Genomic DNA, 12403 nt, shown 5'->3' on the forward strand with positions numbered 1-12403 from the left:
ATGAGCAATACCGACCAGGTCCTGATCGACATCGTCGATTACGTCCGTGACTATCCCATCGACCGGGCCATCGCGCTCGAGACCGCCCGCAACTGCCTGATCGATACCCTCGGCTGCGGGCTCGAGGCCCTTGAATACCCGGCCTGTACCAAGCTGCTGGGGCCGGTCATCCAGGGCACCACCGTTCCCAACGGCGGCAAGGTGCCGGGCACGCAGTTCCAGCTCGATCCCGTCCAGGCGGCCTTTAATATCGGCGCCATGATCCGCTGGCTCGACTTCAACGACACCTGGCTTGCCGCCGAATGGGGCCACCCCTCGGACAATCTCGGCGGGATCCTCGCCACCGCCGACTGGCTGTCGCGGACCGCGGTGGCCGAGGGCCGCCCGCCGCTGACCATGCGCGAGGTACTCATCGGCATGGTCAAGGCCCACGAGATCCAGGGCGTGATCGCGCTCGAGAACTCGTTCAACCGCGTCGGCCTGGATCACGTGGTGCTGGTGAAAGTCGCCACCACCGCCGTGGTCGCCGAGATGCTCGGCCTCTCCCGCGAGGAGATCATCAACGCCGTGTCGCTCGCCTGGGTCGATGGCCAGTCGCTGCGCACCTATCGCCATTACCCCAATGCCGGCAGTCGCAAGTCGTGGGCGGCGGGCGATGCCACGGCGCGCGGTGTGCGCCTGGCGCTGATGGCAAAGACCGGCGAGATGGGCTATCCCACGGTCCTGACCGCGCCGACCTGGGGCTTCTACGACGTGCTCTTCAACGGCGAGGCGTTCACCTTTGAGCGCCCGTACGGCAGCTACGTGATGGAAAACGTGCTCTTCAAGATCAGTTTCCCCGCGGAGTTCCATTCGCAGACCGCGGTGGAAGCGGCGGTTACGCTGCACCGCCGGCTCGCCGAAGCGGGGTATTCGTCGGAGGACATCAAGCACATCCGTATCCGCACCCACGAGGCCTGCATTCGCATCATCGACAAACAGGGTCCGCTCAACAACCCGGCCGATCGGGATCACTGCGTGCAGTACATGGTCGCCGTGCCACTGATCTTCGGCCACCTCACCGCCCGCGACTACGAGGACAGCGCCGCCGCGGATCCGCGCATCGACGCCCTTCGCGAGAAGATCGTCTGCGTCGAGGATCCGGCGTTCACCGCCGATTACCACGACCCGCAAAAGCGCTCCATACCCAATGCCCTGACCATTGAGCTGAACGACGGCACCGTCCTCGACGAGGAGGTGGTGGAGTATCCGATCGGCCACAAGCGCCGCCGCGACGAGGGGATCCCGCTGCTCGAGGACAAGTTCCGGACCAACCTGGCACGTCGCTTCCCGCCCCGGCAGCAGCGCGCCATCCTCGACGTGTCACTCGACCAGGCCACCCTCGAGGCGATGCCGGTCAACGAGTATGTTGATCTCTATGTAATCTGATCAGAACGAAAAAAAGACTGGAGGAGAGAACCCATGAACTATCAGGACGTCTACGACCGCTCGATCAGCGATCCGGAGGGATTCTGGCGGCAGGAGGCCGCCAAACTCGACTGGTTCAAGGCCCCCGAGACCATTCTGAGCCGCGATGAGGACGGACTCGACCGCTGGTTCGCCGGCGGCCGGCTCAACATGGCCCACCTGGCGCTCGACTACCACGTCGATCACGGGCGCGGCGGGCAGACGGCGATCATCCACGACTCGCCGGTCACCGGCCGGCAGCGCCACATCACCTACGAGGAACTCCGTGACGAGGTCGCCCGGTTCGCCGGCGGGCTGCGCGCACTGGGGGTGGAGCACGGTGATCGCGTGGTGATCTACATGCCGATGATCCCCGAGGCCCTCGTCGCCATGCTCGCCTGCGCTCGCCTGGGGGCCATCCATTCGGTGGTCTTCGGCGGTTTCCAGCCCCATGAGCTCGCGGTGAGAATCGATGATGCCAGGCCCCGTGCCCTGATTACGGCGAGCTGCGGGATCGAGGTCTCGCGGGTGCTGCCCTACAAGCCCCTCGTCGACGAGGCCCTGCAGGTCTGCCAGCATCCGCCGACCGCCACCGTGGTGCTGCAGCGGCCCGAGTGCGAGGCCACCCTGCACAGAAACTCCGCGACCACGCGGGACTTCGACTGGGAGCGCCTGATGAAAGACGCCTCCCCCGTCGACCCGGTGCCGGTGGATGCCACCCACCCGCTCTACGTCCTCTACACCTCGGGCACGACGGGGAAGCCGAAGGGCATTGTCCGCGATACCGGCGGCTACGCGGTCGCGCTCAATTTCAGCATGGATGCGATCTACAACCTCGACCCCGGGGATGTGTTCTGGACCGCCTCCGACGTCGGCTGGGTGGTGGGCCACTCCTATATCGTCTACGCCCCGCTCATCCACGGCTGCACAACCGTGGTGTACGAGGGCAAGCCGGTACGCACGCCGGATGCCGGGGCGTTCTGGCGGGTCATCGCCGAGCACCGGGTCAAGACATTCTTCACCGCGCCCACCGCGTTCCGGGCGATCCGCAAGGAGGATCCCGACGCCGCCCTGATGACGGGTTACGACCTGTCATCGCTGCAGGCCATCTACCTCGCCGGTGAACGCCTCGATCCGCCCACCTACGGCTGGATCAAGGACATTACGGGCCTGCCGGTGATCGATCACTGGTGGCAGACCGAGACCGGCTGGGCCATCGCCGCCAACCCCATGGGCATCGAACCGCATCGCGAGAAAAGCGGTTCCGCGGCGCTTCCGGTGCCGGGTTACCGCATTACGATCCTCGACAGCCAGGGCACGCCGCAACCGCCAGGCAGACAGGGCAACATCGCGCTTGGACTCCCCCTCCCTCCCGGCTGCCTGTCGACGCTGTGGGGCGACGATGACCGGTTCCGCCTGTCCTATCTGAACGCCTTCCCCGGCTACTACGACACCTCGGACGGTGGCTATATCGACGAGGACGGGTACCTGTTCGTGATGGGACGGATGGATGACGTCATCAATGTCGCCGGCCATCGCCTGTCCACCGGCGAGATGGAGGAGCTGATCGGTCATCATCCGGCGGTGGCCGAGTGTGCCGTTGTGGGGATCGCCGATGAGCTCAAGGGCGAGATGCCGCTCGGCTTCGTGGTGCTCAAGGAGGGGCAGTCCATCGATCCGGAGGCGCTCGAGAAAGCGCTCATGGAGGTCATTCGCACAAAGATCGGGGCCATTGCCAACCTCCAGGCCGTGGCCGTGGTGGACAAGCTACCCAAGACCCGATCGGGCAAGATCCTGCGCAAGTCGATCCGACAGCTCACGCAGGATCGCGACGTCGCCGTGCCCGCCACGATCGAGGATCCGTCCAGTCTCGATGAAATCCGCGAGGCCCTTGAATTCATCAAGGTGGGGCGGTACGCAAGCTAGCGCGTAGACGTCGCGCAACGCCGGGGTCGACGGGCGGTTCAGACCAGGGGCCGCCCGCCGTCGAGGCCGATGCTGCGCCCGGTAACGTACGGATTGTCCAGAAGGAACTGAAGTGCCTGCACGGCAGCCGTCTCGCCCGGGGCGATGCCGAGCAGGGATTTCTTCAGCGTTTTCTCGCGGTAGGCCTCACTGTCGCCTTCGTTGAACATGATCAGCGACGGGGCAACGCTGTTCACCTTCACCTGCGGTGCCAGAAGGCGCGCAAAGGACAGCGTCAGGTTCTCGAGGGCGGCTTTGCTGGCGGCGTAGGCGATATGCTTGGCGCTGCCCTTCTCCACGACGTAGTCGGTCATGTGGACGATGTCCGTGACCGAGTCGCTGTTCTCCAGGAGGTCCCTGCATGCGAGGTTGATGCGATACGGCGTCGTGCAGTGGATCTGCATCATCGCCGCCATGACCTCGGCGGGGTCGGAGTCCGGGCTCTCGGGCAGCCAGTCGGAGGCATTGTGGATAATGGCGCGCAGGGAAGCCGTCTCTTCCCTGAGCGTGCTGATGAATGCATCAATGCCCGCGTTGGTGGCGAAATCCGCGTAAAAGCATCGGGCACCCGCTTCCTGCAGGTTGTCCACCGCCGGCCGACGCGTGCGATAGGTCGCGATGACGGGCGTGCCCTGTTCGAGGCAATGCATGGCAAAGGCAAGCCCGATGCGCTGACTGGCGCCGGTGACAAGGATGGGCGACGTCATTGAGTGCTCCGGGCGATTGGATGGAGGCTAGGGCCGGAATCGAACCGGCGTTCACGGCTTTGCAGGCCGCTGCATCACCATTCTGCCACCTAGCCATAAAAAACCCCGGCCGAGGGCGACCGGGGTCTCCTGTTTGGAGCGGGAAACGAGATTCGAACTCGCGACCCCAACCTTGGCAAGGTTGTGCTCTACCGGCTGAGCTATTCCCGCGTTACAGCTCTGTATTTTAATCAGGGCGCGTTTTGTGTCAACCCTGCTCGACCTTATCCAGGGTCTTCAACGCCGCGGACAGGTACAGGACCATCGAGTACAGCGTCAGGCCGGCCGCTACGTAGAGCATGCCCAGGCCAACCGGCCATGTGGGGATGCCGTAGAGCTCATGGCGATACAGCAAAAGGATAATCGCGATCATCTGCGCGGCGGTCTTGAACTTCCCGGTCATGCCCACCGCGACGCTGGCTCGCTGCCCCAGTTCCGCCATCCACTCGCGCAGCGCCGAGACCGCGATCTCGCGGCCGATGATGATGGCGACCGGAATCGCCACCAGCGCCGTCGGCGACTCCACGAGCACGATGATGAGCGCGATGGCGACGATCAGCTTGTCGGCCACAGGGTCGAGAAACGCGCCGAACGGCGAGACCTGGTTCCAGCGCCGGGCGAGAAAGCCGTCCAGCCAGTCTGTAATGCTCGCAAGGGCGAAGACGATCGCCGCCGCAGCGTTCGCCCATGGCGTTGGCAGCAGGAACAACAGCCCCAGCACCGGGATCATCAGGATCCGCAGCCAGGTGAGGATATTCGGGAGCGTCATTTCCATAGCTGCGAGCCTACCATTGCGTTTGCTAGCCGTTGAGATGCCCGTGAATCCGCTCGGCGAGCGCCGTGCTGATCCCCTGAACACTCGATAAATCCTCGACCCCGGCACGCTTGATGCCCTTGAGCCCGCCAAACTGCTTCATCAGCGCCTGCCGACGCTTGGCCCCGAGCCCGGGGATCTCCTCGAGGCTCGACTGCTGGCGCGCCTTGCCCCGCCGGTTGCGATGGCCGGTAATGGCGAAGCGATGCGCCTCATCGCGAACCTGCTGGAGAAGATGCAGCCCCGGCGACTCCGGCGCAAGCCGAATCTCGTCGGATCGCCCCGAGACCAGCAGCACCTCCTCGCCGGGTTTGCGGCGCGGCCCCTTGGAGATGCCCACCGGCAGCACGCCCTCGATCTGCATATCCTCGAGGACCGCCTCGGCCTGGCGCAGCTGGCCCTGGCCGCCATCGATCAGGAGCACGTCCGGCGCCGTCCCCTCGCCGTCGCTCAGCCGTTTGAAGCGTCGCTCCAGGGCCTGGTGCATGGCCGCGTAGTCATCGCCGCCGGTAATATCCTCGATGTTGAAGCGCCGGTAATCGTCCTTGATCGGGCCCTCGCGGCCCATGACCACGCACGAGGCCACCGTTGCCTCGCCGCGGGTGTGGCTGATATCGAAGCACTCGATGCGCTCGGGGATCTCATCGAGCGCCAGCGCCTGCTGGATATCCTCGAAACGCCGCTCCATCAGTGCCTCGCCGCTCATTCGCGCGCTCAGGGCATGATCGGCATTGCGCTGCGCCATCTCCAGCCAGCGCCGCCGCTCGCCGCGAAGCCGCGAGGCGATCCCGACCCGATAGCCGGCGTCGTTGCTGATCGCCTCGGCGAGCACCTCGCCGTCGCTCAGTTCGTGGCTCACCAGCAGCTCCCCGGGCGGCGACTCACCCAGGTAGTGACGGGCGATGAATGCGTAGAGGATCTCCTCCGGCGTGGTCTCCGGCGGTGTGCGCGGGAACCAGGTCTGGTTGCCGAGATTCTGGCCGTCGCGGATCACGAAAACCTGCACACAGGCGATGTTCTCGCGCAGCCGACAGGCGATGACATCGACATCGCCCTTGGCGCCGGAGACATACTGACGCTCCTGGATGCGCCGCAGGCTCGTGATCCGGTCGCGCAGCCGGGCGGCGAGCTCGAAATCCTCCGCCTCGGCGGCGGCCTCCATCCGCCGGACCAGTTCGTCGACCACCTCGCTGCTCTGCCCGGAGAGGAACATCTCGACGTGGCGGACGTCCTTCGCGTAGTCCTCCTCGCTGACGTAGCCCACGCAGGGCGCAGTACAGCGGCCGATCTGGTACTGCAGACAGGGCCGCGTGCGGTGGCGGTAGAAGCTGTCACGGCACTGGCGCACCGGGAAGACCTTCTGCAGGTGGTTGAGCGTCTCGCGGACCGCGCCGGAGGACGGGAAGGGCCCGAAATACCGACTCTCTCCCCGCCGCTGACCGCGGTGGAAGCCGAGCCGCGGGAAATCCTGCTGGGTCGAGAGATAGATGTACGGATAGGTCTTGTCGTCGCGCAACAGAACGTTGTAGCGCGGTCGATGCTCTTTGATGAGGTTGTTCTCGAGGATCAGCGCCTCGGCCTCGGTATGCGTGACCGTTACCTGGAGATCGGCGACCTGCCCCACCAGCGCCTGGGTCTTGGCGTTGTGGGCGCCCTTGCGGAAATAACTGCTGACCCGGCGCTTGAGATTACGGGCCTTGCCGACATAGATCACCGTGGCATCGGCATCGAACATGCGATAGACCCCCGGCCCGGTCGGCAGGGTCTTCAGAACGGGATCGGGATCGAATGCATTCGTCTGGCTCATGGCCCCATTCTAGCGCGCCAACGAGGCTTTGCCGTATGGTCCGGAGGTGATGGATGAAACGATCATGTCCTGTTATCCCGATGCCGGCACGGTGCGCCCGCTCGCCGGCCTTTATCTCGATTCCGCCCTACCCGACCACGGTCGTGGCGGACCCTTCATCTACGCCAACTACATCGTCAGCCTCGATGGCCGCATCAGTGTTCCGGGCGCGACGGGGGGCCAGACGGTCCCCGGCGACATCGCCAATGCCCGCGACTGGCGCCTGCTCGAGGAGCTCGCCGGGCATGCCGATGTGTTGCTGAGCTCGGGCCGTTACCTGCGCGAACTCGACGCCGGCAAGGCGCAGGACATCCTGCCCGTGGGCACCGGTGACGCGTTCCGCGACATCCGGGCATTCCGCAGGGACCAGGGCCTGGCGCCGCAGCCCGATGTGGCGGTGCTGAGCATGACCCTCGACTTCGAGGTGCCGGCGCGGCTGCTCGAGCAGGGCCGGCGGGTCATCGTCATTACCGGTTCGGCGCCCGACGAGCGACGCGTCAAGGCGCACGAACAGGCCGGGGTCGAGGTCATCGCCCTGCCCGACGTGGAACAACCCGGCGGCGAGGCGCTGGCGGCACGGCTTGGCGGGCTCGGTTACCGGCGCGTCTACGCGATCACCGGTCCCTATGTCATGCACATGCTGCTCGCCGCCGGCGTCGTCGATGCGCTCTATCTCACGACGGTCCACCGAATCATCGGCGGCCGTCCCTTCGCGAGTCTCTGCGAAGGGGATCGGCTCGCCGAGGCCGGCGATTTCACCCTCGCATCACTCCACGTCGATCCCCACGGCCCGAATGGCTGCACGCAGACCTTCGCCCGTTACGACTGCCGTCCTAGTCGGCCCCCGGGATCCCGCCCGCGGTAAGCGTCTTCGGATCGAGCAGCCGCTCGAGTTCGTCATCGGCGAGATCCGTCATCTCCCGCGCCAGCTCCATGAGCGGGCGGCCCTCGGCATAGGCGCGCTTGGCGATCTTCGCGCCCAGCTCGTAACCGATCGCGGTATTGAGCGCCGTCACCAGGATCGGGTTGCGGCCCAGGGCGGCCTCGAGGCGCTCGCGATTGACGGTAAAGCCCGCCACCGCCCGGTCGGCCAGCGCCCGGGCGCCGTTTGCCAGCAGCGAAATGCTCTGCAGGAGGTTGTGCGCCACCACCGGCAGCATGACGTTGAGCTGGAAATTGCCCGACTGCCCGGCGACCGTGATGGTCGTGTCGTTGCCAATGACCTGTGCCGAGACCTGGGCCACCGCCTCCGGGATAACCGGGTTGACCTTGCCGGGCATGATGCTGCTGCCGGGCTGTAGCGCCGGCAGGGCGATCTCGCCCAGCCCCGCGAGCGGGCCCGAGTTCATCCAGCGCAGATCGTTGCTGATCTTCATCAGGCTGACCGCCACGGTTTTCAGCTGCCCGGAGAGCTCGACCGCCGCATCCTGGCTGCTCAGGCTCTCGAAGCGGTTGGGGCTCGGCCGGAAGGTCACGCCCGTGCGCCGCGTCAGCGCCGTCGCGACCTCGCCGCCGAATTCGGGACGGGCGTTGATGCCGGTCCCCACCGCCGTGCCGCCCTGGGCCAGGTCGCGGATGCGCTCCATCGCCTCGCCGACGCGGACCTCGCCCTGGCGGACCTGGTAGGCCCAGCCGCCGATCTCCTGGCCGAGGGTGACCGGCATCGCATCCATCAGATGCGTCCGTCCGGTGGTGGTGACATCGCTCAGCTCATCGGCACGGCGCTCGAGGGTCGCTGCGAGATGATCGAGGGCGGGGCGCAGTTCGTCGCTGCAGGCCACCGCGGCGGCGACATGGATCGCCGTCGGGATGACGTCATTGCTGCTCTGGCCCATGTTGACGTGATCGTTGGGGTGGACCGTCGCCCCCAGGTCGGCGGTGGCGAGATGCGCGATCACCTCGTTGGCGTTCATGTTGCTGCTCGTCCCCGAGCCGGTCTGGAAGACATCCACCGGGAACTGCGCATCGTGCTCGCCGTCGGCGACTGCCTCGGCGGCGCGAACGATCGCGCCGGCAATGGCCGGATCCAGATCCCCCAGCGCCTGGTTGGCCTCGGCGGCGGACGCCTTGATCAGCCCCAGCGCCTGGATGAAGCGGCGCGGCATGGTGAGCCCGCTGATCGCGAAGTTGTCCACGGCGCGCTGGGTCTGGGCGCCGTAGAGCGCATCCATCGCCACCTGCAGCTCGCCCATGCTGTCCGATTCGGTCCGGAATCCCTGCTCACTCATCATCGTCTCTCCGGTTCTTGTAGAATAGCGTTTTGTTTTGCAGCGGGTTGGAGCCCATGGAACTCAGTCAGCTTACCGCCATTTCCCCCATCGACGGCCGTTACGGCCGCAAGACCGAGGCGCTCCGGGGCCTGGTCAGCGAGTTCGGACTGATCCGCCATCGCGTACTCGTGGAGGTGGAGTGGCTGAAGGCCCTCGCCGCCGAGGATGCCATCGCCGAGGTACCGCCGCTCTCCGACAGCGCGGCACGGGCGTTGACCGCCATCGCCACCGGCTTCGACGAGGCCGACGCGGCGGCAATCAAGACCATCGAGGCCACCACCAACCACGACGTCAAGGCCGTCGAGTATTTCATCAAAACGGCCATGGCCGATCACCCGGAGCTCGCGGCGATTACCGAGTTCGTGCATTTCGCCTGCACCTCCGAGGACATCAACAACCTCGCCTACGCGCTCATGCTCCGTCGTGGCCGCAATGATGTATTGCTGCCTGCCGCGGATCAAATCATCGAGCGCCTGACCGCGCTGGCCCACGAGCATGCCGAGGTGGCGATGCTCGCCCGTACCCACGGCCAGCCGGCGTCCCCCACCACGCTCGGCAAGGAGTTCGCCAACGTCGCGGCGCGTCTGCAGCGCCAGCGCGATCAGCTCGCCGCGGTCCCGATCCTCGGCAAGATGAACGGTGCGGTGGGCAACTACAATGCCCATCTGAGTGCCTACCCGTCGATCGACTGGCCGGCGTTTTCAAAGCGTTACGTCGAGAACCTCGGGCTCGATCACAACGCCTACACGACCCAGATCGAGCCCCATGACGGCATCGCCGAGCTGTTCGATGCGATGGCGCGGTTCAATACCGTATGCACCGACCTGGTCCGGGATCTGTGGGGATATATCGCCTTCGGCTATTTCCGCCAGCGCACCGTCGAGGGCGAGATCGGCTCGTCGACCATGCCCCACAAGGTCAACCCCATCGACTTCGAGAATGCCGAGGGCAACTACGGCATCGCCAATGCGCTGCTCGAGCATCTCGCCCGCAAACTGCCGGTCTCGCGCTGGCAGCGCGACCTCACCGACTCCACCGTCCTGCGCAATATCGGCGTCGGCCTGGCCCATACGCTGATCGGCCACGAGGCGGTGATGCGCGGACTCGGCAAGATCGCGGTCAATCACGAGCGCATCGCCGCCGATCTGGATGCCAACTGGGAAGTGCTGGCCGAGGCGATCCAGACCGTGATGCGCCGCTACGGCGTCCCCGAGCCCTACGAAAAGCTCAAGGCGCTGACCCGCGGCAAGCGCGTCGATACCGCTGCGCTGCAGGCCTTTGTCGATGACCTGGACCTGCCCGAGGCGGTGCGCGACGAGCTCAAGGCCCTGACGCCGGCCCGTTATACGGGGCTCGCGGCGCCGCTTGCCAGCGATCTCGCAGCGCGTCGCGATTGAGCGCGAGCCACTGCAGGGCGACGATCGACATCACCGCGGAGACGGCGCCGCTGTCGAGCATGGCAATGGCCTGATCCGCGGGCACGACATGCAGGCGGATATCCTCGCCCTCGTCCGGGTGGCCGTGGCCCTCGAGCCGCAGGTCACGACTGTCGATCTGCGCGCAGTAGAGCTTGACCGTCTGCGAGCTGCCGCCGGGGCTGACCAGGTAATGCGCCATGGAGACGAGCTCGCCAAGGGCGCAGTCCGCCTCCTCGCGGGTCTCGCGGTGGGCGACCTCCTCGGGCTGCTCGCCCGGCTCGACGATGCCCGCCACCGGCTCCAGCAGCCAGGGCCCGAAGCCGCTGTCGATAGCCCCGGGGCGGAACTGCTCGACCAGTACCACCCGGTCGAGCCACGGGTCATAGGGCAGCACCCCCACCGCATTGCCACGCTCGAGGCGCTCGCGAACCAGGGCCTGGCTCTGCCCGCCGCCGAACAGCGCATGCCGCAGCGTCAATCGACTGACCCGAAAGAAACCGTCGTGGACGATCTCGCGGTGGATAATTTCGTAGTCTCGGCTCATCGGAATGGCTCCTCGACTGGGGTCAGCGGCTGAATACCGCCATCGCCTCGGCATGGCCGGTATGCGGGAACATGTCCATCAGTCCTGCGGCTTCCAGCCGGTAGCCGTAGCGATGGACCAGTTCACCGGCATCGCGGGCAAGGGTCGACGGACCGCAGGAGACATAGACGATTCGACCGGGCTTCAATCCGGCGATGGCCGGCAGGGCCTCGAGTGCCCCCGAGCGGGGCGGATCGAGTAGCACTCGATCGATACCGCCGCCGAGCCACTCCGCCGTGGGCGCGATCTGCGTGAGATCAGCGGCGGCGAACGAGGCATTGTCGATTCGGTTGAGCGCGGCGTTCTCGCGGCCGCGCTCGACCAGCGCCTCCGCCCCCTCGACGCCGATGACCGACGCCGCGTGGCGGGCCACCGGCAGCGTGAAATTCCCCAGCCCGCAGAACAGATCCAGCACCCGGCTTTCCGGCCCGAGGGCGAGCTGCTCGATCGCCTGCGGCACCATCCGGCGATTGATATGCGCATTGATCTGCGTGAAGTCTGTGGGCGCGAAAGCGAACACCAGGCCGAAGTCATCGAGTCGGTAATGGAGCCGCTCGGCGTTGTGGCCCAGCGGGGCGACGGTGGTCTCGTTGCCGGGCTGCTCGAAGATCAATAGCCCGTGCGCCTCGCCGAAGGCGATCAGCGCGTCGCGATCGGTGGTGGCGAGGGGGCGCAGATTGCGGAACACCAGTCCGACCTCGTCATCGCCGGCCGCCACCTCGATCTGGGCGATCCGATCGGGAATCGTCAGCCCGCGGACCAGGTCGGCGAGTGCCGAGAGCAGATCGCCCACCCGCGCATCGAGCACGTGGCAGGACTCGATATCGGCGACAAACGGGCTGAAGCGCTCGCGAAAACCCACCAGCACGCGGTCATCCTTGCGCGGGACGTACTTGACACCCAGCCGGGCCCGGCGCCGGTAGCCGGCGGTGGGGCCGGTGAGCGGCGCGAGCCAGCGATCGGGGGCCACGTCGCCTCCATGCCGGAGCAGCTCCGCGAGCGTTGCCTCCTTGTGCCGGACCTGGGCGGCGGGGTCCATGTGCTGGAGGCTGCAGCCGCCACACACACCGAAGAACTCGCAGGGCGGAGTGACCCGATCGGCGGCGGGTTCGCCCACCACCGACAGCGCCTGGCCTTCCTGCTGGCGACGGCGCTGACGGCGGATATCGGCGGTGACGCGCTCGCCGGGCAGCGCCCCCTGGACGAAGACGGTCCGGCCGTCATTGTTGCCGATTCCGCGACCCTCGTGGCTGATGCGATCGATATCGAGCTCGATCGGCGCCTGCGGCAGTCGCCCGCTGCGTCGTCCACCCAT

Annotated in this window: 10 protein-coding genes and 2 tRNA genes; 4 read left to right on the forward strand and 8 right to left on the reverse strand. The window is 66.4% G+C overall.

All coding sequences use genetic code 11. The features are described 5' to 3' along the window. Both EV698_RS04075 and EV698_RS04080 read left to right on the forward strand, forming a co-directional pair. Positions 1-1428: a bifunctional 2-methylcitrate dehydratase/aconitate hydratase gene (locus tag EV698_RS04075; protein ID WP_130502860.1), complete on the forward strand. Its 1428-nt coding sequence runs from the start codon at positions 1-3 to the stop codon at positions 1426-1428. Positions 1429-1461: 33 nt separating this feature from the next. Continuing rightward, the gene (locus EV698_RS04080) at positions 1462-3372 is read left to right on the forward strand and encodes a propionyl-CoA synthetase (RefSeq protein ID WP_130502861.1); all 1911 of its coding nucleotides are present in this window, start codon (positions 1462-1464) and stop codon (positions 3370-3372) included. Positions 3373-3410: 38 nt separating this feature from the next. Here the strand turns inward: EV698_RS04080 and folM are convergent, their stop codons facing one another. The 5 genes from folM to uvrC form a co-directional block, all read right to left on the reverse strand. Then, a complete protein-coding gene (folM, locus tag EV698_RS04085) occupies positions 3411-4118 on the reverse strand; it encodes a dihydromonapterin reductase (protein ID WP_130502862.1) in 708 nt (235 codons plus the stop codon). Positions 4119-4139: 21 nt separating this feature from the next. After that, positions 4140-4213 (reverse strand) — tRNA-Cys (locus EV698_RS04090). A gap of 39 nt (positions 4214-4252) precedes the next feature. After that, positions 4253-4328 (reverse strand) — tRNA-Gly (locus EV698_RS04095). 37 nt (positions 4329-4365) lie between these two features. Next, on the reverse strand, positions 4366-4932 hold the full coding sequence (gene pgsA, locus EV698_RS04100; RefSeq protein WP_130502863.1) for a CDP-diacylglycerol--glycerol-3-phosphate 3-phosphatidyltransferase: 567 nt from the start codon (positions 4930-4932) through the stop codon (positions 4366-4368). A 25-nt stretch (positions 4933-4957) separates the two neighbouring features. Continuing rightward, on the reverse strand, positions 4958-6778 hold the full coding sequence (gene uvrC / locus EV698_RS04105; RefSeq protein ID WP_130502864.1) for an excinuclease ABC subunit UvrC: 1821 nt from the start codon (positions 6776-6778) through the stop codon (positions 4958-4960). A 49-nt stretch (positions 6779-6827) separates the two neighbouring features. Between uvrC and EV698_RS04110 the strand changes: the two genes are divergently transcribed. Then, positions 6828-7682, forward strand: coding sequence for a RibD family protein (locus EV698_RS04110; RefSeq protein ID WP_130502865.1), 855 nt, complete (start codon positions 6828-6830; stop codon positions 7680-7682). Here EV698_RS04110 and EV698_RS04115 read toward each other — a convergent pair. After that, the gene (locus EV698_RS04115; protein WP_130502866.1) at positions 7651-9045 is read right to left on the reverse strand and encodes a class II fumarate hydratase; all 1395 of its coding nucleotides are present in this window, start codon (positions 9043-9045) and stop codon (positions 7651-7653) included. The genes EV698_RS04110 and EV698_RS04115 overlap by 32 nt on opposite strands. A 56-nt stretch (positions 9046-9101) precedes the next feature. On the opposite strand from EV698_RS04115, the gene purB reads away from it, so the two are divergent. Further along, a complete protein-coding gene (purB, locus tag EV698_RS04120) occupies positions 9102-10484 on the forward strand; it encodes an adenylosuccinate lyase (RefSeq protein WP_130502867.1) in 1383 nt (460 codons plus the stop codon). Here the strand turns inward: purB and EV698_RS04125 are convergent. Both EV698_RS04125 and rlmD read right to left on the reverse strand, forming a co-directional pair. After that, positions 10408-11049, reverse strand: coding sequence for an NUDIX domain-containing protein (locus EV698_RS04125; RefSeq protein ID WP_130502868.1), 642 nt, complete (start codon positions 11047-11049; stop codon positions 10408-10410). The genes purB and EV698_RS04125 overlap by 77 nt on opposite strands. Positions 11050-11071: 22 nt before the next feature. Then, complete coding sequence (rlmD, locus tag EV698_RS04130; protein ID WP_130502869.1) at positions 11072-12403, reverse strand: 23S rRNA (uracil(1939)-C(5))-methyltransferase RlmD; 1332 nt, start codon at positions 12401-12403, stop codon at positions 11072-11074.

The sequence above is a fragment of the Spiribacter vilamensis genome, assembly GCF_004217415.1.
In the GTDB taxonomy this organism is placed as follows: Bacteria; Pseudomonadota; Gammaproteobacteria; order Nitrococcales; family Nitrococcaceae; genus Spiribacter; species Spiribacter vilamensis.

Coding starts and splice junctions, on each gene's coding strand:
- EV698_RS04075 (WP_130502860.1), top strand. CDS start 1: ATGAGCAATACCGACCAGGTCCTGATCGACATCGTCGATTACGTCCGT.
- EV698_RS04115 (WP_130502866.1), bottom strand. CDS start 9,045: ATGAGTGAGCAGGGATTCCGGACCGAATCGGACAGCATGGGCGAGCTG.
- pgsA (WP_130502863.1), bottom strand. CDS start 4,932: ATGGAAATGACGCTCCCGAATATCCTCACCTGGCTGCGGATCCTGATG.
- EV698_RS04110 (WP_130502865.1), top strand. CDS start 6,828: ATGGATGAAACGATCATGTCCTGTTATCCCGATGCCGGCACGGTGCGC.
- rlmD (WP_130502869.1), bottom strand. CDS start 12,403: ATGGGTGGACGACGCAGCGGGCGACTGCCGCAGGCGCCGATCGAGCTC.
- uvrC (WP_130502864.1), bottom strand. CDS start 6,778: ATGAGCCAGACGAATGCATTCGATCCCGATCCCGTTCTGAAGACCCTG.
- EV698_RS04080 (WP_130502861.1), top strand. CDS start 1,462: ATGAACTATCAGGACGTCTACGACCGCTCGATCAGCGATCCGGAGGGA.
- folM (WP_130502862.1), bottom strand. CDS start 4,118: ATGACGTCGCCCATCCTTGTCACCGGCGCCAGTCAGCGCATCGGGCTT.
- EV698_RS04125 (WP_130502868.1), bottom strand. CDS start 11,049: ATGAGCCGAGACTACGAAATTATCCACCGCGAGATCGTCCACGACGGT.
- purB (WP_130502867.1), top strand. CDS start 9,102: ATGGAACTCAGTCAGCTTACCGCCATTTCCCCCATCGACGGCCGTTAC.